This window comes from Dactylosporangium roseum (assembly GCF_025264685.1).
In the GTDB taxonomy this organism is placed as follows: Bacteria; Actinomycetota; Actinomycetes; order Mycobacteriales; family Micromonosporaceae; genus Dactylosporangium; species Dactylosporangium roseum.
On record NZ_CP073721.1, the window covers coordinates 5,057,042 to 5,079,660 of the forward strand.

Annotated in this window: 22 protein-coding genes; 11 read left to right on the forward strand and 11 right to left on the reverse strand. The window is 72.5% G+C overall.

Going from position 1 to position 22,619, the window contains the following annotated elements:
• Positions 1 to 4 precede the first annotated feature (4 nt).
• The 8 genes from Drose_RS23665 to Drose_RS23700 all read right to left on the reverse strand — a co-directional run bounded on the left by Drose_RS23665 (position 5) and on the right by Drose_RS23700 (position 8,059).
• Positions 5 to 1,558, reverse strand: a complete 1,554-nt coding sequence (locus tag Drose_RS23665; protein WP_260723494.1) for a metallophosphoesterase family protein — start codon at positions 1,556 to 1,558, stop codon at positions 5 to 7.
• A complete protein-coding gene (locus tag Drose_RS23670; protein WP_260723495.1) occupies positions 1,555 to 2,400 on the reverse strand; it encodes a carbohydrate ABC transporter permease in 846 nt (281 codons plus the stop codon). Before Drose_RS23670 ends, Drose_RS23665 begins: the two co-directional genes overlap by 4 nt.
• Positions 2,397 to 3,359 carry a carbohydrate ABC transporter permease gene (locus tag Drose_RS23675; protein ID WP_260723496.1) on the reverse strand — a complete coding sequence of 321 codons (963 nt, stop codon included), beginning with the start codon at positions 3,357 to 3,359 and terminating at the stop codon, positions 2,397 to 2,399. The genes Drose_RS23670 and Drose_RS23675 overlap by 4 nt, the downstream gene beginning before the upstream one ends.
• Positions 3,356 to 4,150: an inositol monophosphatase family protein gene (locus tag Drose_RS23680; RefSeq protein ID WP_260723497.1), complete on the reverse strand. Its 795-nt coding sequence runs from the start codon at positions 4,148 to 4,150 to the stop codon at positions 3,356 to 3,358. Before Drose_RS23680 ends, Drose_RS23675 begins: the two co-directional genes overlap by 4 nt.
• Positions 4,150 to 4,836: a glycerophosphodiester phosphodiesterase gene (locus Drose_RS23685; RefSeq protein WP_260723498.1), complete on the reverse strand. Its 687-nt coding sequence runs from the start codon at positions 4,834 to 4,836 to the stop codon at positions 4,150 to 4,152. Before Drose_RS23685 ends, Drose_RS23680 begins: the two co-directional genes overlap by 1 nt.
• Positions 4,837 to 4,847: 11 nt before the next feature.
• Positions 4,848 to 6,197: an ABC transporter substrate-binding protein gene (locus Drose_RS23690; RefSeq protein ID WP_260723499.1), complete on the reverse strand. Its 1,350-nt coding sequence runs from the start codon at positions 6,195 to 6,197 to the stop codon at positions 4,848 to 4,850.
• A 228-nt stretch (positions 6,198 to 6,425) separates the two neighbouring features.
• Positions 6,426 to 7,157, reverse strand: coding sequence for a DUF47 domain-containing protein (locus Drose_RS23695; protein WP_260723500.1), 732 nt, complete (start codon positions 7,155 to 7,157; stop codon positions 6,426 to 6,428).
• Positions 7,052 to 8,059: an inorganic phosphate transporter gene (locus Drose_RS23700; protein WP_260723501.1), complete on the reverse strand. Its 1,008-nt coding sequence runs from the start codon at positions 8,057 to 8,059 to the stop codon at positions 7,052 to 7,054. The genes Drose_RS23695 and Drose_RS23700 overlap by 106 nt, the downstream gene beginning before the upstream one ends.
• Positions 8,060 to 8,295: 236 nt before the next feature.
• On the opposite strand from Drose_RS23700, the gene Drose_RS23705 reads away from it, so the two are divergent.
• Genes Drose_RS23705 through Drose_RS23735 form a run of 7 tightly spaced genes read left to right on the forward strand, consistent with a single transcriptional unit; the run spans position 8,296 to position 15,456 of the window.
• Entirely contained in the window at positions 8,296 to 9,795 is a 1,500-nt protein-coding gene (locus Drose_RS23705) for an FGGY-family carbohydrate kinase (protein ID WP_260723502.1), read from the forward strand.
• Positions 9,792 to 10,409, forward strand: a complete 618-nt coding sequence (locus tag Drose_RS23710) for a histidine phosphatase family protein (RefSeq protein ID WP_260723503.1) — start codon at positions 9,792 to 9,794, stop codon at positions 10,407 to 10,409. The genes Drose_RS23705 and Drose_RS23710 overlap by 4 nt, the downstream gene beginning before the upstream one ends.
• Complete coding sequence (locus tag Drose_RS23715) at positions 10,406 to 11,185, forward strand: DeoR/GlpR family DNA-binding transcription regulator (RefSeq protein ID WP_260723504.1); 780 nt, start codon at positions 10,406 to 10,408, stop codon at positions 11,183 to 11,185. The genes Drose_RS23710 and Drose_RS23715 overlap by 4 nt, the downstream gene beginning before the upstream one ends.
• A complete protein-coding gene (locus Drose_RS23720) occupies positions 11,172 to 12,587 on the forward strand; it encodes an FGGY family carbohydrate kinase (protein ID WP_260723505.1) in 1,416 nt (471 codons plus the stop codon). The genes Drose_RS23715 and Drose_RS23720 overlap by 14 nt, the downstream gene beginning before the upstream one ends.
• Entirely contained in the window at positions 12,584 to 13,609 is a 1,026-nt protein-coding gene (locus tag Drose_RS23725; RefSeq protein WP_260723506.1) for a 2-hydroxyacid dehydrogenase, read from the forward strand. Before Drose_RS23720 ends, Drose_RS23725 begins: the two co-directional genes overlap by 4 nt.
• Positions 13,610 to 13,660: 51 nt before the next feature.
• Positions 13,661 to 14,326 carry a response regulator gene (locus Drose_RS23730; protein ID WP_260723507.1) on the forward strand — a complete coding sequence of 222 codons (666 nt, stop codon included), beginning with the start codon at positions 13,661 to 13,663 and terminating at the stop codon, positions 14,324 to 14,326.
• Positions 14,323 to 15,456 carry a sensor histidine kinase gene (locus tag Drose_RS23735; protein ID WP_260723508.1) on the forward strand — a complete coding sequence of 378 codons (1,134 nt, stop codon included), beginning with the start codon at positions 14,323 to 14,325 and terminating at the stop codon, positions 15,454 to 15,456. Before Drose_RS23730 ends, Drose_RS23735 begins: the two co-directional genes overlap by 4 nt.
• On the opposite strand, the gene Drose_RS23740 is transcribed toward Drose_RS23735, so the two are convergent.
• Positions 15,414 to 16,055, reverse strand: coding sequence for a hypothetical protein (locus tag Drose_RS23740; protein WP_260723509.1), 642 nt, complete (start codon positions 16,053 to 16,055; stop codon positions 15,414 to 15,416). The genes Drose_RS23735 and Drose_RS23740 overlap by 43 nt on opposite strands.
• Positions 16,056 to 16,291: 236 nt before the next feature.
• On the opposite strand from Drose_RS23740, the gene Drose_RS23745 reads away from it, so the two are divergent.
• Positions 16,292 to 17,872, forward strand: a complete 1,581-nt coding sequence (locus tag Drose_RS23745; protein WP_260723510.1) for an AMP-binding protein — start codon at positions 16,292 to 16,294, stop codon at positions 17,870 to 17,872.
• A complete protein-coding gene (locus Drose_RS23750; protein WP_260723511.1) occupies positions 17,869 to 18,726 on the forward strand; it encodes a helix-turn-helix domain-containing protein in 858 nt (285 codons plus the stop codon). The genes Drose_RS23745 and Drose_RS23750 overlap by 4 nt, the downstream gene beginning before the upstream one ends.
• Positions 18,727 to 18,738: 12 nt before the next feature.
• Here Drose_RS23750 and Drose_RS23755 read toward each other — a convergent pair whose 3' ends face one another.
• Positions 18,739 to 19,473 (reverse strand): SAM-dependent methyltransferase, encoded by a 735-nt coding sequence (locus Drose_RS23755; protein ID WP_390891451.1) that lies wholly within the window; start codon positions 19,471 to 19,473, stop codon positions 18,739 to 18,741.
• Positions 19,474 to 19,794: 321 nt separating this feature from the next.
• Between Drose_RS23755 and Drose_RS23760 the strand changes: the two genes are divergently transcribed.
• Positions 19,795 to 20,103: a hypothetical protein gene (locus tag Drose_RS23760; protein WP_260723513.1), complete on the forward strand. Its 309-nt coding sequence runs from the start codon at positions 19,795 to 19,797 to the stop codon at positions 20,101 to 20,103.
• Between the two features lie 183 nt (positions 20,104 to 20,286).
• Here the strand turns inward: Drose_RS23760 and Drose_RS23765 are convergent, their stop codons facing one another.
• Positions 20,287 to 21,165, reverse strand: a complete 879-nt coding sequence (locus Drose_RS23765) for a LysR family transcriptional regulator (RefSeq protein ID WP_260723514.1) — start codon at positions 21,163 to 21,165, stop codon at positions 20,287 to 20,289.
• Positions 21,166 to 21,262: 97 nt separating this feature from the next.
• Here Drose_RS23765 and Drose_RS23770 point away from each other — a divergent pair, with 97 nt between their 5' ends.
• The gene (locus tag Drose_RS23770; protein WP_260723515.1) at positions 21,263 to 22,534 is read left to right on the forward strand and encodes an MFS transporter; all 1,272 of its coding nucleotides are present in this window, start codon (positions 21,263 to 21,265) and stop codon (positions 22,532 to 22,534) included.
• Positions 22,535 to 22,619 lie beyond the last annotated feature (85 nt).

A 22,619-nucleotide genomic window follows, 5' to 3' on the forward strand; every position in this document is an offset into this window, starting at 1 on the left:
CCCTTCAGCGGGGAGGTGCGGGGAGCCGGAGCCGCACGTTGCGGTCCGGCGCGCCGCCGGTCGCGCCGGTACGCCCGGCCCGGACGGCGTCGTTGTAGGCCAGCTCGCGGTGCAGCGCGGCGAGCCGGTCGGTGGTGTCCTGCCCGGCGGCCGGTGCCACGGGCGCGTCGTGGTCGATGAGTGTGCTGGTGACGCAGATGCCGCCGGACCGCTCGCGGGCGATCCGCAGCACCCGAGCCTGCACCGGCCAGTCGGCGATCGCCGCCGTGGTCACCTCGAACAGCCCGCCGCCGTCGCCGCGATGGTGTGCGACGACCCGGTTGGCATGGTGGTGGCCGTTGAGCCAGAGCACCACGTTGCGGCAGCCGAGGGCCAGGCGGAGGATCTCGTCCGCGTACGCGCGCTCGCCCGGCCGGTCCGGGCAGACGCCGTAGCCGTTGCGCAGCGAACTGGTCGCGTGGTGGGAGGCGAGCACGATCAGCGGGTCGTCGGGGCCGTCGGCGGTGAGCTGCCCGGCGAGCCAGTCGAGCTGGGCCCGGTCCATGCTGCCGTCCCAGTGCCCGTGCGGGTTGTCGGTGTTGAGCACGACGACGCGCAGGCCGGGCACCGGTTCGTAGGTGTAGTGGGCGGTACCGTCGCGGAGGTTGGCCGCCGTGAACCCGTGCCCTGCCGGGCGCGCGCCCGGGTGCCGGTGCGCGCCCACGAAGTCGGCCGGGGTGATGAAGGCCCGGCCGGCCAGCGCGGGCACCGGGCGGGACGGCCCGGCGAAGAGCGCGGCCGGGTCGGTGAGGAACGTGCCCAGGGCGTCGGACAGGTCCGGTCCGGCCGGCAGGCCGATCGGCTTGCGCGGCCCGGCGGCGATCGCCGCGAGGTCCGGGCGGGCCGCGGCGGTGCCACCGACCAGCAGGTCGTGGTTGCCGAGGCAGGCGAGCCACGGGTGGCCGAGGCCGCCGCTGGTGAACGGCGCCGCGGCGGCCTCCAGGAGGCCCGGATGGGTCGGGAAGCCCCATAGGCGCTTGTAGCGGTCGTCGCCCGGGTCGGGCCGCCAGTACCACGGGTCGTCCCAGTCCAGGGCCTGCGGGCCGTGATAGCCGAACGGGCTCACCTCGACCTTGCCGCCGTCGAGCAGCGCGAGGTAGGCGGCGAGCTCGTTCGCCTGCGCGTTGTCGATGTTGTCGCCGGTGACCACGCACGCGTCGAGGTCGAGCGCGGCGAGGGTGCGGATCATCGCCGCGGCCGCGTGCAGGGCCAGCGCCTCCTGCGGCCGGAAGACCCAGTCGACGAGACCCGCCCAGCCGGCGGTGCCGGCGCCGGTCCGCATGGCGAAGTCCAGCCTGGCCGGCGAGCCGGGATCGACGACGTGCAGGTCGGTCAGGTGGGCGAGCGTGGCGATCACGGTGTCGCCGGCGTCCGGCGCCGGTCCGGGGACGAAGTCGGTGCGCACGGTGTGGGCCTCACCGGGCACGTGACGCAGCCGGTGGTACAGGCCGTGGCTTCCGGTGCCGGCGACCTCGCCCGGCACGAGGGTCGGTGCCGGCCGCTCCGGTGTGGTGGTCATCGGACCGCTCCCGCCGTCAGGCCGCGCACGATGTGCCGCTGGAACATGTAGATCATCACCAGCATCGGGATGATGGCGAGCACGACGCCGGCGAAGATGACGTCGGGTGCCCGCTCCTCGACGGCGTTGAGCTGGGCCAGGCCGATCTGCAGGGTCTGCATCTTCGGCGTGCTCGTGACCAGCAGCGGCCAGAAGTAATGGTTGTAGCTGCTGATGAAGGAGTGGATGGCCAGGGTACCGATGGCGGGCCGGGACAGCGGGACGAGGATCTTCCAGAGGAAGCGCAGGTGTCCGCAGCCCTCGACCTTCGCCGCCTCGTACACCTCCTTCGGGAAGCTCAGGAAGAACTGCCGCATGAGGAAGGTGCCGAAGCCGGCCGCGAGGAACGGCAGGAACAGCGCCGGGAACGTGTTGACCAGGCCCCAGTCCGCCATGGTGAGGTAGTTCGGGATGATCATCGATTCGGCCGGCACCATCATCGTGGCGAGGAACATGCCGAACGCGAGCCGCTTGAACGGGAAGTGCAGGAACGCGAACACGTAGCCGGACAGCACCGAGGTGACCAGCACGCCGAGGACGACGACGAGGGACACCAGGATGCTGTTGCCGTACTGGCGGGCCAGCGGCACCGCGTTCAGCACGTTGCCGAAGCTGCTCACGTGGAGGCCGGTCGGGAACAGCGCGGGCGGGAAGCGGGTCAGGTCCTCGCGGCTCATCAGCGATCCGGCGACCGCGTAGTACAGCGGGAAGATCACGATCGCGACGAGGACGACCAGTCCGGCGATCGTGCCCGCACTCCGCAACCGGCTCGTGCGCCCTCCGCTGCGCTCCGGATCGCTCATGAATAAAACACCTTCCGCTGCAGGACCCGGAACTGGATCGCAGTGATCGCGGTGACGAGGAGCAGCAGGACGACACCCTGCACCGAGGCGAGGCCGTAGTCGGAGGCGCCGAACGCGAACGCCGACTTGTACAGGCCGTAGACCAGGGTGGTGGTGGCGCCGTCAGGACCGCCACCGGTGAGGATGTTGATCTCGCCGAAGGTCTGCAGCGAGCCGATCGTCGACACCACGAGCATGAAGAAGATCGTCGGGGTGAGCAGCGGCAGGACGATCCCGCGCAGCACACGCCAGCGACCGGCGCCGTCGAGGCGGGCGGCCTCCAGGTACTCCTCGGGAATCGCCTGTAGGCCGGCCGAGAAGACCAGGACCGCGTAGCCGAGGTCGCGCCACACGCTGACCACCGCCAGGCTGGGCAGCGCGGTGGCCGGGTCGGTGAGCCATTCGACGCCGGACACGCCGAGCTTGCTGAGGATGCCGTTGAAGACACCGATGCTGGGGCTGTAGAAGACGTCGAACACGACCGCGGCCGACGCGGCGGAGAACGCGAACGGCGTGGCCATCAGGGTCCGGAAGAAGCCGATGCCCCTGACCTTGGACTGCAACGCCAGGGCCAGTCCGAGTCCCAGCACGAGGGTGGGCAGCACCGTGCACAGCGCGAACAGGACCGTGACGACCAGGACCTCACGAAGCTGGGCGTCGCCGAAGAAGTCGGCGTAGCGGTCCAGCCCGACGAAGTCCGTGGCGTTGCCGAAGATGTCGCTGCCGTGCACGCTCAACCAGACGGTGCGCACCAGCGGGTAGAACACGAACAGGACGAAGACGACGGTGGACGGGACGAGGAACGCCAGGGCCACCGCGATCTCGGCCGGCCGGTAGCGGGGCCGGCGCCGGGCCTCGAAGGCGGGCGCCGGGGGCACCGCCGCGGGCGCCGGGACGGTTGTGGTGCCGACGGTCGTCATGCGGCCGCCCGCCACAGCCGCCAGACCTCGTCGGCGATGCCCGGCGCGGCGGCGAGGACGCCGTCCTCGGGCACCCCGCCGCTCACCCCGTCCCGCCCGTAGACGAGCGCGCCGCCTTCCCTGGCGATCAGCGCTCCGGCGGCGACGTCCCAGAGGTCGTACCGGCCGGGAATGAGCGCGCCGGCGGCGCGCCCGGCCCCGACACCGGCCAGGGCCAGGGCACAGGAGCCCATGATGCGGGTGGCGGCGAACCGGTCGGACACCTCGGTCAGCACGGTGTACATGCCGGGCCAGGGCCGGTTCTTCGACCACTCGGTCAGCAGCACCTCGCCGGCGAGGGAGTCCGCCGGCCGGCACGTAACGGGCCGGCCGTCGGCGAAGGCGCCGCCGCCGCGGACGGCGCTGAGAATCTCGCCGCGCGCCGGGTCGGCGACCACGCCGACCGCCAGGCCGTCCTCGTCGAACCCGGCCAGGCTGTACGACGACCAGGGCAGCCCGTGCACGAAGTTGGTGGTGCCGTCGATCGGGTCGACGTACCAGGTGAACCCGTCGCCGGCGCCGGCGCCGTACTCCTCCCCCACGACCCGGTGGCCCGGGAAACTGCGGGCGATCTCGTCGCGGGTGAGCCGCTCGACCTCGCGGTCGAACGGCGTCACCCAGTCGGCGGCGTCGGCCTTGGTCCCGGCGGTCGCCGGTTCGGGCCGGCTCGCGGCGATCGTCCGCACCGCGGCGCCGGCGAGCTCGACCGCGAAATCGTGCAGTGCTCGCAACTCGTCCGCCTCCGCGGCCATCAGGCGCCCGCCCCCGCGAGGACCGGCGTCACGGCGGGCAGGTCGTTGGAGATGACCGCGTCGATCCCCCAGGCGAGGGCCCGGACCGCCTCCTCGGCGTCGTCGACGCAGTAGGTCCACATGCGCAGCCCGAGGTCGGCGGCCCGCTTGACGGACTCCTCGGTCAGGCTGTCCCAGCGCAGGTTGAGCGCCTGCGGCCGGACGGTGTCGAGCAGGGCGCTCGGCGGCAGGTCCGGGCCGACCCAGGAGAGCACGATCTCGGCCTCCGGCTGGTGCTCACGCACGACCGTGAGCACCTCGGGCTCGCCGATGAAGCACGACCGCTCCAGCGCGCCCGCGGCGCGCAGTTCGGCGGCCACCACCGGTACCAACTCCGGGTTCTTGTTGTCCACGACGAGCCGCACCGGCACCGTGGCGGCGGCCTCGGCGAGCGTGGGGATCCGCTCGCCGGCCACCTCGGTCCGCAGCGCCCGGATCTCGGCGAGATCCGCCTCCCCGGGCGTCCGCGGGTCGTTCCAGAACCGCTGGAGCGTGCGGTCGTGCAGCAGGATCGGGTGGCCGTCGGCGCTGCCGCGGACGTCGAACTCGACCGCGTCGGCGCCCTGCTCCGCTGCGAGCAGCAGCGACGGGACCGTGTTCTCCGTGCGGCGCAGGGGCGCGCCGCGGTGTCCGACGAGGATCGGCACTTCTGCGCCCCTTACTGTCCGACAGACTTGTTGTAGGTGGCGATGGCCTCCGCCATGGCCGTCTGCGCGGCGGTGATGGCCTGGTCGGCGCCGGTCTTGCCGAGGATGACCGACTCGACGATGTCGTTCATCTTGTCGCGGGCCTGGGGCATGACACCCATGAGGCAGCCGCTGCTGGCCGGCGTGGTGGCGGCGGTGCGCAGCTCGGCGCCGGGCTTGGCGAAGTCCGGGTAGGTGGCGAGGGTATCCTTGAACGCCTTGCTCTCCGCCGCGGCCTTGACGACCGGGATGTAGCCGGTCTGCGCGGCCCAGTAGCCCTGCGCGTCGGCCGAGGCGAGGTACTTGAGGAACTCCGCCGCGGCGGCCTGCTGCGCCTTCGGGTGCCCGGCCATCGTCCAGACCGCCGCGCCGCCGTTGAAGACGCCGCTCGCGGTGGTGTTGTCCGGCCGGATGTAGTTGGCGACCCCGACCTCGAACTTCGAGCCCTTCATGATGTCGCGCAGGTTGGCCGACGTGAACGGCAGCATCGCCGCACGCCCGGCCTGGAACGCGGCGGACGCGTCGCTGTTGTTGCGCCCGACGTTGAGCAGGCTGCCGTCCTTCACCAGCCCGGCCCAGGTGTTGACGATCCCGCGCAGTTCCGGGGTGTCCCAGTTGACGGCGGTGGCCCGGCCGGAGCGCCCGTTGTCCTGGTTGCAGTACTGCACGCCGCCCGCCGCGAGCATCTGCTCGACGAGCCAGCCGTCGATCGACGCGACCGCGCCGTAGCGGGTGGTCTTGCCGCCGTCGCTGACCTTCAGCTTGCGGGCCGCCTCGGCCAGCTCGCCGATCGTGGTCGGCGGTTTCTCCGGGTCGAGGCCGGCTTCCTTGAACGCCGTCTTGTTGTAGAACAGTATCGGCGCCGAGGCGTTGAAGGGCAGGGCCTGCAGCTTGCCGCCGATCGTGTAGTACTTCGCGATGCCCGGCTCGACGCCGGCGGTGTCGATCCCGGCCGGTCCGGCGAGGTCGGCGAAGGCGACCGTGGCCTTGGTGTCGGCCATGAGCTGCGTGCCGATCTCGAATACCTGCACCAGGTTGGGCGTCTGCCTCGACTGCACCGACGCCTTGAGCTTGGTGAGCGAGTCGTTGTACTTACCCTGGAACGTCGCCTCGACCTTGATCTTTCCGGCGTGCGCCTTGTTGAACTCCTCGACCAGGTGGTTGACCGCCTCGCCGTTGGCGCCGGCCATCGAGTGCCAGAACGTCACCGTCTGTTCGCCACCGCTGTCGTCGCCGGCTTCGCCGCCGTCGTCGCCACAGGCCGTGAGCCCCGCGAACAGGGTCGCGACCGCGGCGGCCGCAAGGAACCGTCTCCGTAACATGTCTCCTCCTGATGCGCCGCAGTGCTGCGGTGAGCGTCGCAGACCGGGGTGTGCAGCGGCGTAGGAGCGATTTAACATCAGCCGTGTTGTTTTCACAAGGCCAACATCACTTCCGCACCCGAGCCGGCCGCTTTTCAGGAGCTGACCGGCTACGCGGGAACCGGACGACGCACGCAGGTATCGGGCCGAACCGGAAACGTTATTCACATGAGAACTTCACTCGGGCGACTACTGGAATCGTTTCATCACGCCGTCGGCGAGGGCGTCCGCGGCGGCGGCGAGCCGCTCCCCCGCGACGTCCAGCCGGCCGAGCAGGAGCACCGGCGCGAGGGCCCGCGCACCGGTGCCCGCCATGAGCGCCGCGACCGCGTGCTGGTAGGCCGGGCGGACGCCGGGCTTCTTCGCCTCCGCCGCCGCCTCGGCCGCCCGCCGGGGCTCACTGGGCAACAGCAGCACCGCGGCGTCGAGCCGGGCGAGCCCGCCGGCGAGACGGTCGAGCACCGGACCGTACAGGGGGTCGGGCACCGCGCCGAACAGGTCGAACTCCCGCACGAAGTCGCGCGTCGCGTCGAGCACGTCGTCGACGCCGCGGGAGAGCCGGAACAGGTCCTCCCGGTCGATCGGGGAGGTCACGCTGCGCCGCAACCGGCCGATCAGGGCCGCCCGGCGGGCGTCCCCGTCGTGCTCCACCACCCCGACGAGATGCCGCGCCCGGGCCGGGTCCACGGCGCCCGCCGTGACCTGGTGGGCCACCTCGATGCCGCGCTCGGCGCAGCGTACCTGCGCGACGACCAGGTCGACCAGCGACCGGTCGTTGGCGCCGGCCAGGTCCCGGACCAGCCGGGGCAGCCCGCTCAGGACACCAGCGACACCACCGCCGCCGCGCAGGCGCCACCGGCGACGAACGCCGCCGGCAGGGTCACCAGCCAGGCCTGGCTCAGTCGCAGGACCTTCCGCCACCGCACTCTCCTCGCTCCTCGAGAGAGTCCGGCGCCGATGAGCGCGCCGGACATCGACTGGGTCATGCTCACCGGCGCACCGACGGCGGCGGTGCCGAGCACCACACCGGCGCTCGACAGCTCGGTCACCACCACCCCGTCCTGCCGGGCCGCGACCAGCCCGCCGCCGGCGCCGCCCAGGCGGCGCACACCGAGCAGGCCGCCCGCCATGAAACAGGCCGCGATCAGCGCCAGGGCGGCCGGCGACCGGGCGTAGCGGTCCGGCCCGCCACCGAGCAGCACGGCGTAGACCGCGAGCATCTTCTGGCCGTCGTTGGCGCCGTACGCGACGCAGGCCGCGGCGAAGCCGCCCAGATGCAGCCGGCGCAGGCGCCTCGCGGCCCCGCCGGAGCGCTCGGCCGGCGACGGCGGCAGCGTGGCGACGACCCGCGCCGCGACCAGGGCCACCAGCGCACCGACCAGCGGCGCCGCGGCCGCCGCGGCGAGCACCCCGCCCACCACCGCCCAGTCGACGGCATCCCCACCGCCGCCGACCAGCCCGCCGCCGGTGCCGGCACCCGCGATGCCGCCGATGAGAGCGAGGGTCAGGCTGGTGGGCAGGCGACGGGCCGCCAGCAGCACGGTGACCGCGACGGCCGCGCCGATGCCGGCCAGGATCTGCGCCCGGGACGCCGGGCCGGGCGCCCCGGGCGGCACCAGCCGCCCGTCGAGGGTCGTGGCCACCGCGGTGCCGATCAGCAGGGGCGCGGCGAGCACGGCGGTGGTGAGCAGCGCGAGCGCACCGGGCGGGCGCAGCCCCGGCCCCCCGACACCGATCCCGACCAGGACCCCGGCGTCGTTGAAGCCCGTGAACACCGCGAACAGCGCGGCGACACCGAGGGCGGCAGCCGTAGCGGTCGACACCCGCACCATCCGTTCCGGCGCCTCGGATCGCGCCCGTCGTGAACCGCCGTTGTGAAAATCTCGCATCATCGCGAGGGCAAGCAGCCGGGTCCGGCCCGGCTCACAGCGGCCAGGAACTCAGCTTGAGCTGGTAAGACGCCGGCTCACCCGCACTGGATGTAGCCGATACGATAAGTGGATGTTATCTTAACATCCATTGAACGTTCACTTCGCACGACGGGAAGCTGCGGCAGCGCATGGGAACAGAGCACTCTTCCACCTCGGGCCTGTGGGCCGGCGTCGACGTCGGCACGCAGAGCCTGCGAGTCCTGCTGGTGGACGACCACGGAGTCGTGGTGGGGCGCGGCGCCGGACGGTTGGACAGCCATCGGTCCGGCCCCGTCCACGAGCAGGATCCCGAGCAGTGGTGGCAGGTCCTCGGCCGTGCCGGCAGAGCGGCGCTCACCAGCGCCGAGCGGGTCCATCCCCGGCCCGCGGGGCTCGTGCGAGGGCTGGCGATCTGCGGCACCTCCGGGACCTTCCTCCTGGCCGGTGCCGGTGCGGCACCGGCCAGGCCACTGACGCCGGCACTCATGTACGACGACGCGCGCGCCGCCGACGGCTGGACCGGCCCCGGGCAGCCCTCCTGGCCGCCGGCGAAGCTCGCCTGGCTGGCCGGGCACGGCAGCGCACCGGTGCGCGCGGGCCTCGCCACCGGCCGGGTCCGGCTGGAGCACTGCCCCGACTTCCTCGCCTCGCGGCTGGTCGGGCACCCGGTCGCGGCGGACTGGAGCCACGCGCTGAAGACCGGCTACGACCCGGCCGCGCTGGCCTGGCCGGCGGCGTCAGCGGTGCCCGCGGGGGTGCTTCCGGAGGTGGTACGGCCCGGGACGCTGCTCGGCCGGATCGACGCCGACGGTGCCGCGCACACCGGGTTCGCCGCCGGCACGCCGGTGCGAGCCGGGATGACCGACGGCTGCGCCGCCCAGATCGCGGCCGGCGCGCTGATCCCCGGCTCGTGGAACGCTGTGCTCGGCACCACCCTCGTGCTCAAGGGGGTCACGGAGCACCGGCTCGAGGACCCGGCCGGCGCCGTGTACTCGCACCGCCATCCCGATCGGGGCTGGCTGCCGGGCGGCGCGTCGAGCGTCGGCGCCGGCCTGCTCGACCTGCGCTTCCCCGCCGCTGACCGCTCCCGCCGCGACACGGCCGCGGCGGGGTTCGAGCCGGCCGGCGGCATCGTCTACCCGCTCGCCGGCCGGGGAGAGCGGTTCCCGTTCGTCCGGCCCGACGCCGAAGCGTTCGAGATCGGCGACTTCGTCGACGACAACGACCGGTACGCGGCCGTGCTCCAGGCCGTCGCCTACGTCGAGAAGCTCGCGTACGCACACATGCGCCGCCTCGGCGCACGGGTCGGCGGGCCGTACTACATCACCGGCGGCGCCACCCGCAGCCGCTACTGGTGCCAGCTCCGCGCCGACATCCTCGGCCACGAACTGATCCTGCCGGCCAGCGCCGAGCCGGCCTTCGGCATGGCCGTCCTCGCCGCCGCCGGCGACGGCCCGCTCGTCACGGCGGCTGACCGGATGATCCGTCCCGGCACCGTCGTCACGCCCCGGCCCGGCGCGACCGCACGGTTCGCGGACGCCTACGCCGGCTTCCTCGACGCCCTGGTCGAACGCGACTGGATCGACGCCGCGCTCGCCGGCTACGCCAAGGACGTCCCGCTCGTCGGCGCCTCCGGCGGTGCGGCATGAGGACCGTGGCACTGGCGCGACACGGCCGCACGGCCTGGCACGCGCCGAACCGCTACACCGGGCGCAGCGACATCGAGCTCGACGGCGCCGGGGTGCGGCAGGCGGAGGCGCTCGCCCGCTGGGCCGCCGGCCGCGGGTTCGCCGCCCTCGCCAGTTCGGACCTGCGGCGGGCCGTGGACACCGCGGCCGCCGCGGCGGCGGCGACGGGTCTCGTGCCGACCGCCGACCCGCGGCTGCGGGAGCTCGACTTCGGCAGCGCGGAGGGGCACACACTCGCCGACCTCGACCCGGCCGTCGCGGAGCGGTTCGTCCGCGACCCCGTCACGCACCACTTCCCCGGTGGGGAGCATCCGGCCCGCGCCGTCGAGCGGTTTCACGCCGGCCTGGCCGCGCTGATCGAGCGGGTGCCGGACGGCAGTGCCCTGGTGGTGGCGCACAGCACGATCATCCGGCTGGTCGTGTGCGCGGCGCTGGGTCTGCCGTTGGCGGAGTACCGCCGCCGGCTGCCGGTGCTCGAGCCGACCGCGGTGACCACGCTGCGGCTGTCCGACGAGGGCGTCCCGGCGGCCCTGCTGGCGTACAACGTGCCGGTGTCTGAAGGATGGCAGCCATGACCGAGGCAACGGAGCGCAGCCGACCGGCCCAGCGGCAGGCGGAGATCGTCGAGCACGTCATGCAGCACGGTTCCGTGTCGGCGAACGAGCTGGCCGAGCTGTTCCACGTCAGCCTGATGACCATCCACCGCGACCTCGACGAACTGGAGCGGCAGGGCGTCGTCCGCAAGTTCCGCGGCGGGGTGAGCGCCCAGCCGTCGAGCGTGTTCGAGAGCAACGTGTCGTTCCGGCTGCGCACCGCGAAGGCCGAGAAGGTCGCGATGGCGCAGCGGGCCCGCGAGCTGATCGAGCCCGGCATGGCGATCATGCTCGACGACTCGACCACGACCCTCGAAGTCGCCCGGCTCCTGGAGGACGCGGCGCCACTGACCGTGATGACCAACTTCCTGGAGACCATCAAGCTGCTCAGCACCATGCGGGGCATCCGGCTGCTGGCCCTCGGCGGGGAGTACTACCCGACGCACGACTCCTTCCTCGGCGTGCCGTGCATCGACGCGATCGAGGCGCTGCGGGTCGACCTGCTCTTCGCCTCCACCTCGGCGGTGTCCGGCTCGTACGCCTACCACCAGGAACAGGAGATCGTCCTGGTCAAGCGGGCGATGATCCGGGCCGCTCAGCGATCCGTGCTCATGGTCGACCACACCAAGCTCGGCCGGGCCTCCCTCCACCGGCTCGCCCCCCTGTCCGACATCGACCTGGTCCTCACCGACAAGCAGGCGCCGCCCGAGGCGCTGCTGGAGATGCGGGAGAGCGGCGTCAAGTATGAAGTCGTCTGACCTTCCCCATGCGGTCGGCGTCGACGTCGGCACCACCGTCACCAAGGCGGTCGTGTTCGCGTCGGACGGCACGGCACTGCGCCGCGCCGCCCGGCCCACCGTGCTGCACCGGGCGGGCCCGGGCCGGTACGAGCAGGACGCGGCCGCCGTCGCCGCCTCGGTCGTGGCCGTCCTGGAAGAACTCGAACCCGGCCCGGTCGCCGCGGTCGGCGTCACCGGGCAGGGCGACGGGCTCTGGGCGGTGGACGAGGACGGCCACCCGGTCCGGCCCGCCATCTCCTGGCTCGACGCGCGCGCCGCCGGCATCGTCGCCGAATGGACGGCGGACGGCGTGCTGCGGCAGGTGTTCGACAGCACCGGCAACCTGCCGTTCGCCGGCAGTGCCGGCCCGCTGCTGGCCTGGCTCGACCGCCACGAGCCGGCCACGCTGGACCGGGCGGCCACCGCGGCGTACTGCAAGGACGTCGTGGTGCAGCGGCTGACGGGACTGCGGGCGACCGACGTGTCCTCGGTGCCGTTCCTCGACCCGCGGACCCGCGACTACGACCCCGCGCTGCTCGCCGCGCTGGGCCTGGCCCACCGCCGGGACCTGCTCGCGCCGGTGCTGGCCGCCCCGGTGGACGGGTTGCGCACCACGATCGGCGGGCTGCCGAGCGGCACACCGGTGGTCGCCGCGCCGTACGACCTGCCGGCCGCCGCGCTGGGAGCCGGCGTCGCGCGGGTCGGCGACGGCCTGTTGATCGCCGGCACGACTTTGGCCTGCCAGGTGCTCGCCGACCGGGTCGGCGCCGGCGAGCCCGCCGGGCTGACGCTCACGACCTGGGAACCGGGGCGGTGGCTGCGGGCGCTGCCGGCGGTGGTCGGGACGGCGGGACTGGACTGGGTGCTGGGCCTGGCCGGGGCGACCACCGACGACCTGCCGGCGCTGCTGGCGAGCGGCGACTCGACGGGCCTGTCGGTGCTGCCGTTCTTCGCCGAGGCGGGAGAACGGGCGCCGTTCGTGGCGCCCGCGGCCCGGGCCCGCATCGACGGGCTGCACACCGGGGTCACGGTCGCCGACCTCGTGCTCGCCACCTGCGAAGCGATCGCCTACAGCGCACGGCACTGCCTCACCGCCGCGGGTCTCGACGGCGACCTGTTCGCCTGCGGCGGCGGCATGCGCACCGCCGCGTGGGCACAGATCTTCGCCGACGTGCTCGGCCGGCCCGTCCGGGTGCTGACCGGCGAGGAGGTCGGCGCCCGCGGCGCGGCCCAGGCGGCCCTGCGCACCGTCGGTAGCCCGGAGCAGCTACCGCCGCCGCCGACCGCGGTGTTCACCCCGCGCCGCTCCTACGACGACCGCTACGCCGGCTACCTGTCGGCCGTTGCCAACGCCCGCTCGACCTGGAGGACCACCCCGTGACCCGCGTACTCGTCGCCGGCGACCACTTCGTCACCCCCGCACTCGTGCTCGACGCCCTCGGCAGACTCCCCGGCCTCGACGTCGTCACGCACACCGGGCCGTGGCCCTACACGCCGTTCGGCCGGGTCGACGAGGTCGACGAGGCGTCGGACATCGAGGACGAGCTCATCGCGCTGCTGCCCGGGGTCGACGTGGTGATCACCCAGATGGCACCGCTCACCGAACGGGTGCTGGCCGCCGCGCCGGCGCTGAAACTCATCGTGGTCACGCGCGGCGGCCCGGTGAACGTGAACCTCGCCGCCGCCGAGGCCCGCGGGATCGAGGTCCGCAGCACACCGGGGCGCAACGCCGTGGCCGCCGCCGAACACACCATCGCGCTGCTGCTCGCGGCGCTGCGGATGATCCCGGCCACCCACGCGTCGGTGCTCGCCGGCGAGTGGCGCTCCGACCTCTACGCGCTCGACGCCGTCGGCTCGGAACTCGGCGGCACCACCGCCGGCCTGGTCGGTTACGGCGCCATCGGCCGGCGGGTGGCCCGCATCCTGCGCGCCTTCGACGCGACCGTGCTCGTCCACGACCCGTACGCCGACCCCGCCACCCTCGACGGGGCCGAGGCGGTCACGCTGGACGAGTTGCTGTCGCGCAGCCAGGTGTTGAGCCTGCACGCCCGGCTCACCGCCGAGACCCGCGGCATGATCGGCGCGAAGGAACTGGCCCAGCTACCGCACGGCGCGGTGCTGGTGAACTCCGCACGCGGCGGGCTGCTCGACTACCGGGCCGTTGCCGAGGCCCTCGAATCAGGACGGCTCCGGGCCGCCGCCTTCGACGTGTTCGACGTCGAGCCGCTGCCGGCCGACTCGCCGCTGCGGACGGCACCCCGCGCGGTGCTCACGCCGCACCTCGCGGGTGCGACCGTGCAGACCGCCCGCCGGGCCGCCGAGCAGGCCGCCGAGGCGCTCGCGACGTGGCTCGCCGGCGCCGCCGTGGCGCCGGACCGGCCGGTGACCTCGCCCGCGACGTGACCACCGGCACTTCTGCCGAGCCGTGCGGGTGGCGCTCGCTATCCTGCACTGATGTCCGAGCTGGTCAGGCTGATGATCGCGGACGACCAGGCGATGATCCGGGCCGGTCTGCGGCTGGTGGTCGAAACCGCGGCCGCCGGGACGGTCACGGTGGTCGGCGAGGCCTCCGACGGCCATGAGGCGGTGGCGTCGGCCCGCCTCCTCCGGCCGGACGTGCTGGTCATGGACATCGCCATGCCACGACTCGACGGCCTGTCGGCGGCGCGTCTGCTGCTGTCCGACCCGGATCCGCCGAAGATCATCCTGCTGACCATGTTCGACACCGACGAGCACCTGCACGCGGCGCTGCGGCTCGGGGTCAGCGGGTTTCTGCTCAAGGTCTCGCCACCGGAGCAGCTCGTCGACGCGGTCCGGGTCGTGGCGGCCGGTGACGCCCTCATCGACCCGGCGGTGACGACGCGCGTCATCGCGTCCTTCGCCGGCCGTCCGGCGCCGGCCCCGACACCCGAGCTGGACACGCTGACCGCGCGGGAGCGTGACGTGCTCGAACTGCTGGTCCGCGGGCTGTCCAACCCGGAGATCGGCGGTCGCCTGCACCTCGGCGAGGCGACCGTGCGCACCCACGTCGGCCGGATCTTCCAGAAGCTGGGGCTGCGCGACCGGGTCCAGGCTGTGGTGTACGGCTACGAGGCGGGCATCGTCCGCCCGGGCGAATGATGGACCGCTGGCGGCCGTCGCGGCTCGACGCGCTCCTGGCCCTGGCCGTCGCCGGGGCGGGCATCGTCGAGGCGTACGGGCGCGCCGGCACCGGCCCGGGCCAGGTGCACCGGCCGGCCCTGGTGGCCGCGGGCGCGCTCGCCGCCGGGCTGGTCCTGCTGCCGCGCCGCCGGTTCCCGGTCGGAACCCTGCTCGCACTGACCGCGTTGTCGGCGCTGCTGCGCGTCACGGTCATGGACGACGACTACCCGCTCGCCGCCTGGCAGTTCTACTCGAACCTGATCCTGGTGCACACGGTCGGCAGCCAGCGGGCCGGGCCGCGGGCACGTGCCGGCGGCGTCCTCGTCGTCCTCGCCGCGTACGCCCTGCTGCAGACCCTGCCCGGGCAGGACGTCGCCGAGAGCCTGATCGGCGCCATCTTCATGGGCGTCGCGTACGGCAGCGGCATCCTGCTGCGCCGCCAGACGGCCCAGACCGTCCGGATGGCCGAGCAGGCGGCCCTCGCGGCCGCCGCGGAACGCACCCGCCTCGCCCGTGAGCTCCACGACGTCATCTCGCACAACGTCACCCTGATGACCCTGCAGACCGGCGGCGTGCGGATGCTGCTCGGCGCCGACGTCGACCGCCGACGCGAACGCGACCTGCTCCAGGGTGTCGAGCGGACCGGCCGGGACACCGTCGAGGAGCTGCGGTTGCTGCTCGGCGTCCTGCGCGACGGACCCGCGCCGTCGCTGTTCGACCGCCTGGACGCGCTCACCGAACCGGTGCGGACGGCCGGGCTCCACGTCCGAGTGGTCACGACCGGCCCGCCGCGGCCGCTCCCGCCGTCACTCGCCCTGTCCGCGTACCGCGTGGTCCAGGAGGCCCTGACCAACACGCTCAAACACGCGGGGGCCACCGGCGCCGAGGTGAGGATCGAGTTCATGCCGGCCGCGCTGGCTGTCGAGGTGAGCGACGACGGCCGGACGACCGGGCCGGCCGATGACGGGTCCGGCGGGAACGGCACGGGCCATGGGCTCGTCGGCATGCGGGAGCGCACGGCCCTGCACGGCGGCACGTTCCACGCCGGCCACCGGCCGGGCGGCGGTTACACGGTCACCGCGACCTTCCCGTTCGCCACCGGCTCCTGAACCCATTCGGCGTCGCTCATCCGCAACATCCGCAGGCCGATCGCCACCGCGCCGGCGATGTACAGCAGGCTGCCCAGCGCCATGCCGATCGGGTAGACGGGCCCGGTGAGCATGCCGACCACCATCGCGGCCGACGCCCACCACGGCGCGTGACGGTTGGCCGCGAGCGCCAGCCCCAGCAGCAGCACGCCGAGCAGCCCCAGGAACCCCGGAACCTGGAAGCCCCACTGTGCGCCGCCGGAGGCGAACGCCTCGTCACCCAGGCGGCCGCCGGTCTCCGGCCCGAGTTCGGCTTCGAGCCGGGCGTAGAAGAAGTCGCCGAGCATCAGGGCGGAGAAGTTGACGACGCCGAGCAGCGCGACCACTCCGGCGATCTGCCCGAAGAGCACGGCGCGCCGCCGTACCAGATGGATCATCCCGATGATACCGGGCACGAGCAGCACCCAGCTCCAGTGCAGCAGCGCGGCACTCACCGACACCTGGCCGGGGTGGCGCCCGTAGGCGCCGTCAGCGGCGTCACCGGCCCGCAGCGCGGGGTCGACGAGCAGCCCGGCCACGTACACGAACGGCGCGGCCATGAGACAGACCGCGGCGAACAACCTTCGAAATCTATGTGGCATGACGACCTTCCGGTTTGCGCAGAACCTGCATCGGCCAGCACCGTAGGCCAGGCGAACCCCGCCCGTCGTCAGCCGCGACGCTGACCGGGGTCAGCGCCGGCGCCGATACCGGGGCCTTCGGCCCGGGCCGTGGCCTTGACCCCGGTGCGGCCCGCCGATCATGCTGACCGGCAACGACCGGTGCGACACCGGATGGTCTCGGCTCGGAGGTTCGGGTGATCTACAGCAGCAGGTACCCTGACGTGGCGGTCATCGACGAGCTCATCCACGAGCGTGTGCTGGGAGCCGCCGCGCGACGCGGTTCGCTGCCCGCACTGGTCGACGCAGTCAGTGGCCGGACGGTTACGTATGGTGAACTCGCCACCCTGGTCGAGCGGCTGGCCGCGGGGCTGGCCGCCGAGGGCATCGGCGCCGGCGACGTGGTCGCGCTGCACTCGCCGAACACCGTCGTGTTCCCGGTCGTCTTCTATGCCACGACCCGGGCGGGCGGGACCGTGACGACCCTGTCGCCGCTGGCCACCCCGCAGGAGATGGCGAAACAGCTCGTCGATGCCGGAGCCAGGATCCTGGTGACGGTCGCGGCGCTGCTCGGACCGGCGCGGGCCGCGGCCGATCAGGTGCGGCAGGAGACCGGTGCGGTCATCGAGGTGCTGGTCTGCGACGAGGCCGAGGGTCATCGTTCCGTGCTGGGCCTGCTCCGGGACGGGCAGGTGCCGCCGCGCGACGTCGACCCGGCCACCGGCGTCGCGGTGCTGCCCTACTCCAGCGGCACGACGGGCGTGCCGAAGGGCGTGATGCTGACGCACCGCAACATCTGCACCAACCTCGAACAGATCTCCGGACTGCACCGGATCGAGGAGGGTGACCGGATCATCGCGATCCTGCCGTTCTTCCACATCTACGGCATGGCGGTGCTGCTCAACAACGCGCTGCTGCGCGGCGCGACCGTGTACGTGCACCCGCGGTTCGACCTCGACACCTTCCTGACCAGCCTGGAGCGCGACCGCATCACGCACGCCTACCTCGCCCCGCCGGTCATGCTGGTGCTCGCCAAGCATCCCGCCGTCGGCGAGCTCGACCTGTCGCACCTCAAGCGCATCATCTGCGCCGCGGCGCCCCTGGACGCCGGCCTGCAGGCCGCGGTCGCGGACCGGCTGGGGGTGGAGATCGGGCAGGCGTACGGCATGACCGAGCTGTCGCCGGGCACGCACATCCACGTCGACGGCAACACCGACGAACCGCCCGCGTGCGTGGGGCACCTGTTCCCGTCGACGGAGGCCCGCCTGGTCGACCCGCTCACCGGCGCCGACGCCGCGCCCGGAGAGCCCGGCGAGCTGTGGATCCGCGGGCCTCAGGTGATGAAGGGGTACTTCGGCCGCCCGGAGGACACCGACGCCATGGTCGACGCCGACGGCTGGCTGCACACCGGCGACGTCGCCCGGGTCGACGCCGACGGAAACTGGTTCATCGTCGACCGGGTCAAGGAACTGATCAAGTACAAGGGCTATCAGGTCGCTCCGGCCGAGCTCGAAGCGGTCCTGCTGAGCCACCCCGACATCGCGGACGCGGCCGTGATCGGCGTCTACGACGAGGAGAACAACGAGGTCCCCAAGGCGTTCGTGGTACCGATGCCGGGCGCGACGCTCACCGGCGAGGACGTGCTGCGGTACGTCAGCGGGCTCGTCGCCCCGTACAAGAAGGTCCGCCGCGTCGAGCTCATCGAGGCGATCCCCAAAGCGGCGTCGGGAAAGATCCTGCGCCGCCAGCTCCGGCAGCGGGAACGGACGCTGCCGTGAAACGGGTGGCCCGCCGGCTCGCGCTCCGGCAGGCGGATCTCGACGGCGCCGTCTGCGCCGTACCGGACGAGATCGCCGAGGTCCTGCGGCACAGCGATCCCGTCACCGTCGTGCTCGAGCACCGCGTCCAGGGGATCACGCCCACGCGGCAGGTCTTCGAGACCGCGCTGCGGCAGGACCCCGGCTGGCAGGTCAGCGGCGTCGTCTGGCCGCACGACCTGCGACCCGGGGTGCTGGTCACCGTCTCCTGGCAGGCCGCCAAGGACGAGATCGCCGTACGCACCGTCGTGTTGGACGAGCCGATGCGGATCGACGGTGCCGCCTACTTCCACGAGTACGACCCGGCGGTCGTCACCCGCGAGTTCGATCCGGGCCGGTCGAACCGGGGGCAGGTGCTGCACGCGATCCGCCGGCTGGGCCGCGTGTTCGAGGACGGCAGCGCCGTGTTCGCCGAGTCGGAGCTGGCCGCGCGCTGCGGGCTCGGCCGGGGAACTCGCGGGACGTTCCTGCTCCGCAACGCCGTCGAGCAACTGATCCGCGAGGGCTACGTCACCCGTGTGCCCGGCAGCGTCGACCCGGCGGGACACCCGTCCTATCCCGCCGTCGACGGCGAGGAACCCGCCGAGATGCTGTTCTACGCGCCGTTGGTCGAGCCGGCCCCCCACCCCGGCGACGACGGCACCGAGCGCCGCGACCACTGGGTCAACGGCTTCGTCCGCAAGCTGCCGGCCGGTTCGCAACCGTCGGAGCGGCAGCTCGCACTGCACCGGCAGGCCGTCGAGAACGAGCAGATCGACGCCGTCCCGCTGACCCCCGGCTACACCTTCGTGAAGAAGCACCACCGCAACGGCTGAACCGCCGATCGATCAGGGCTTGCGGGCCACGGCACCGTAGGCGTCGATCCGCTCGGCGTCGGGGTCGTCCGGACGCCACAGGGTGATCGGCGCCATGCCGGGCGCCACCATCGCCAGTCCCTCGAAGCAGGCTGCCAACTGCTCGGGGCTGCGCAGGACGTACGGGACCCCGCCGCTGTCCGCCAGCTTTGCGGCGCCCTGGACCACGGACGTGCTGGTGTCGGTGCCGTCCCACAGCACCAGGTAGCTGCCGGACGCCGCGCGGTCCATCATCCGGCCCACGATCGAGCGCACCACGTCGAGGTCGGGCTCGTAGCCCATCACGCCCATGAACATCACGGCGATCGGCTGCTGAAAGTCCAGCGTCTGCGCCGCCTCGGCGAGAATCCTGTCCGGATCGTGGTAGTCGGACTCCACATAGGCGATCGGCCCGTTGGAGGCGGAACCGACCAGCAGAGCGCGTGCGTGCACCAGCACCATCGGGTCATTGTCGACATACAGGACCCGGGTCTCGGGCGCGATCTCCTGGGCGACCTCATGGGTGTTCTGCATGGTGGGCAGGCCGGTCCCGACGTCGATGAACTGCCGGATGCCCGCTTCGGCGACGAGGTGACGCACGACGCGAATGAGGAACCGCCGCGACTGCCGTGCCATGACGGCGATCTCCGGATACACCCCGGCCACCGCGTCCCCAGCGACCCGATCGGCCTGGAAGTTGTCCTTGCCGCCCATCCAGTAGTTCCACATCCGCGCCGCGTGTGGCACGTCAACCTGAAGCTTCGAGGCAAGCTCGGCATCAAGCTCGGTCACGGTCAGGCTCCAATGCACGGGATCGTCGGCGGTGCGGACCATTGCGGCAATCGTGAGCGATCCGATCGTACGGGCATACGCGCCCGAAGGCGTAACCCGGGCCACGTCGGCCGTCCTCATCGGCGCCGGCCCACCGGCGTGATGACCGGGAGCGGACGGCAGCGGCTCCGGCCGCCGCCGGGTGATGTGCGGGGTCACCGGTTTGCCGGTCCCGACCGGCGGGCAGGTACCGACCGGACGGGAAGTGGGGGTCGCCCGGTGGCCGTCGAGGGAACCTGGACGTTGTCGATCGACACGCCGATCGGCGAGCAGAAGGCCGTGCTCGTGCTGCACCGTGCCGGTGACCGGCTGACCGGGCCGCTCGACTACCGAGGGACCAGGCTGGAGGTCACCGACGGGATGGTTTCGGGTGACGAGGCCAGGTGGACGGTCGTGAAGACGCTGAACATGCCGCTGAGGGCGAACGTGAGGGTCGCGTTCACGGTCACCGTCGAGGGCGACAGGATGCGCGGCGAGGCGAATGCCGGGAGGTTCGGCACGTTCGACGTGACGGGCACACGCGGTTGACGGACCACCCCGGAGGCCACCGGCACGGCGGCCCGGATCACGTATCCGGTCAACGTTGATGACCTCGATCTCCTCCTCTGGTGTACCGCAACCGCAGTGTGCGACGCGCCGCTGAACATCGGCGTGCGGTTCGCGTGCACCGCCGGCCCTTACGCGGTCAAGCGCTTCGCCCTGCGGAATTCGTCACGCAGTGGATGCGCTCAGTGACCGTGACCCGCTCGCCAGGATCGTCGCGATCAGCGCCTTGACGGCGGGGCGCTCCTCGGCCCGCGGATTGGCCAGGAGCACGAGGTCGAGATGTCCGAGCTCGGGGAGGCGATGCGCCGGGCCCAGGGTGGTGAGCTGGGCGGGCACCAGGCTAGCGGGCAGGGCGGAGACGCCGATGCCGGCCGCGACCCCCGCGATCAGCCCGTTGACCCCACGGCAGACACACGCGCTGCGATACGGGATCCGCGCCCGGTTGAGCGCCTTGCGCATCTCGTCGCGGGACATGCTGGGCGCGGCGTAGACCACCAGCGGCAAGGGCCTCGTCAGGTCGATCTTCGTGGCGGGCGTGCCGACCCAGACGAGCCTGTCGCGTTTCACGAGCTGGCCACGCTCGTCACCGGGCGGCCGCTTGCCGACGAGCACGTCGAGCTTGTCGTTGACCATCCACTCGTGCAGCACCCGGCTCTGCTCGACGGTGAGGTAGAAGTCGACCATCGGATTGTCCCGGCGGAACTCCCGGAGAATCTGCGGCAGCCGGGTGAGTGCGAGGTCGTCGGACATCCCGATCCGGAGCCGGCCGCGCGGCCGCGAGCCGCTGAAATACGCTGCGGCCTGCTCGTGCGCGGCGAGGATCGTGCGCGCGAAGCCGATCATGGCCTCACCGTCCGCCGTGAGGAACAGCGTGTGCGTCGTGCGGTACACGAGCGTGCGGCCGACCTGCTGCTCCAGCCGGCGGATGTGCTGGCTGACCGTCGGCTGGCGGATCCGCAGCCGAGCCGCGGCCTGCGTGAAACTGCCGGTCTGCTCCACCGCCAGCAGGGTGGCGAGCAGTTGGGGGTCGTACGCGGCGGTCATAGCGAAACACTATAACTGTGAGTCGGGTTATCGGTCTTCAATATGTCCTGCCGCTCCAGGAAGGATGGACCAGCAAGCAGAGGCGAGAGGATGTGTCGTGACCACGGCTTCAGCCGTCCGAAATTCGACCTCGACCACCGCCGAAAGCCCGTTCGCCGCACTGAGATATCGCGGCTACCGCACGTACCTGACCGGACAGAGCCTCGCCAGCACCGGCACCTGGATGGGCAGCATCGCGCTGGACTGGCTGGCGCTGCAGCTCACGAACAGCCCGACGGCCGTCGGCATCACGATGGCCCTGCGGTTCCTGCCCATCCTCTTCCTGGGCATCCACGGCGGTCAGCTCGCGGACCGCTACCCGAAACGCCGCCTCCTGCTCATCACACAGACGCTCAACGCCTGCCTGACCGGCGTACTCGCCGTCCTCACCATCGTCGGCCTGATCCGCATCCAGTACGTGTTCCTGTTCGCGCTGCTGACCGGACTCGTCTTCGTCGTCGACGCCCCGACCCGCCAGGTGTTCGCGACCGAGGTGGTGCCGATGAGCCACCTGCGTCAGGCCGTCTCACTCAACGCGACGGTCTTCCAGGCGGCCCGGCTCGTCGGCCCGGCGGCCGCCAGTGTGCTCATCGGCACCGTCGGCACCGGATGGGCCTTCGCGTGCAACGCCCTCTGCTACCTCGGGCCGACGATCGCGTTGCTCCGGTTGCGGCCGGGTGACCTGACGCCCGCGCCGCCGTCGCGTCGCGAGCCCCGGGCGTTCCGCACGGCCGGCCGATACGTGCGGCAGCGGCCGCGGGTGTTCTGGACGATCGTTCTGGTCGGCGTCATCGGCACGTTCGGCTTGAATTTCCCGATCGTACTGACGGCGATCGCGTCCCAGTCGTTTCACGGGGCTGCCGGCATGTACGGACTGTTCAACATCGTGCTGGCGGTCGGCTCCGCGTTGGGCGCGCTGCTTGCCGGGTCGGGCACGTCCGACCGGCTGCGACCCATCGTCCTGTTCGCGGGGCTGTTCGGGGCGGTCCAGGCATTGGCCGCCGTCGCGCCGAACCTGCCGACGTTTCTCCCGCTGCTCGCCGTGCTGGGGTTCGTGAACCTGGCGTTCCAGTCGCTGGCGAACGCATCGGTCCAGCTCTGGGTCGACCCGGAGATGCGCGGCCGCGTGATGGGCCTCTACCTGCTGGTGTTCACCGGTGGAACCCCGCTCGGCGCCCCGATCGTCGGGGCGCTCACCAACCACTTCGGCGCGCGGCTGGGGATGGCCGTCTGCGGCCTCGTCCCGGCCGCCGCGGCGGGAGCGATCGTGCTGATCCAGGTCTGGTGCCGCCGCCGACCGGTCCGGGTGCCCGTGCCCGGCAGCACGTAGCGCACCGCGATGTCCGGCTGTCGAGCCATACCCGCGGTACGACCGCGGCCGGACCCGGCGCTCGTGATACAACACATTCACGACA

Bases quoted from the DNA above. Each gene is read 5' to 3' on its own strand.
- Drose_RS23670 (WP_260723495.1), bottom strand. From the start codon at position 2,400: ATGAGCGATCCGGAGCGCAGCGGAGGGCGCACGAGCCGGTTGCGGAGT.
- Drose_RS23730 (WP_260723507.1), top strand. From the start codon at position 13,661: ATGTCCGAGCTGGTCAGGCTGATGATCGCGGACGACCAGGCGATGATC.
- Drose_RS23715 (WP_260723504.1), top strand. From the start codon at position 10,406: ATGACCGAGGCAACGGAGCGCAGCCGACCGGCCCAGCGGCAGGCGGAG.
- Drose_RS23720 (WP_260723505.1), top strand. From the start codon at position 11,172: ATGAAGTCGTCTGACCTTCCCCATGCGGTCGGCGTCGACGTCGGCACC.
- Drose_RS23735 (WP_260723508.1), top strand. From the start codon at position 14,323: ATGATGGACCGCTGGCGGCCGTCGCGGCTCGACGCGCTCCTGGCCCTG.
- Drose_RS23755 (WP_390891451.1), bottom strand. From the start codon at position 19,473: ATGTGGAACTACTGGATGGGCGGCAAGGACAACTTCCAGGCCGATCGG.
- Drose_RS23765 (WP_260723514.1), bottom strand. From the start codon at position 21,165: ATGACCGCCGCGTACGACCCCCAACTGCTCGCCACCCTGCTGGCGGTG.
- Drose_RS23710 (WP_260723503.1), top strand. From the start codon at position 9,792: ATGAGGACCGTGGCACTGGCGCGACACGGCCGCACGGCCTGGCACGCG.
- Drose_RS23705 (WP_260723502.1), top strand. From the start codon at position 8,296: ATGGGAACAGAGCACTCTTCCACCTCGGGCCTGTGGGCCGGCGTCGAC.
- Drose_RS23675 (WP_260723496.1), bottom strand. From the start codon at position 3,359: ATGACGACCGTCGGCACCACAACCGTCCCGGCGCCCGCGGCGGTGCCC.
- Drose_RS23690 (WP_260723499.1), bottom strand. From the start codon at position 6,197: ATGTTACGGAGACGGTTCCTTGCGGCCGCCGCGGTCGCGACCCTGTTC.
- Drose_RS23665 (WP_260723494.1), bottom strand. From the start codon at position 1,558: ATGACCACCACACCGGAGCGGCCGGCACCGACCCTCGTGCCGGGCGAG.
- Drose_RS23680 (WP_260723497.1), bottom strand. From the start codon at position 4,150: ATGGCCGCGGAGGCGGACGAGTTGCGAGCACTGCACGATTTCGCGGTC.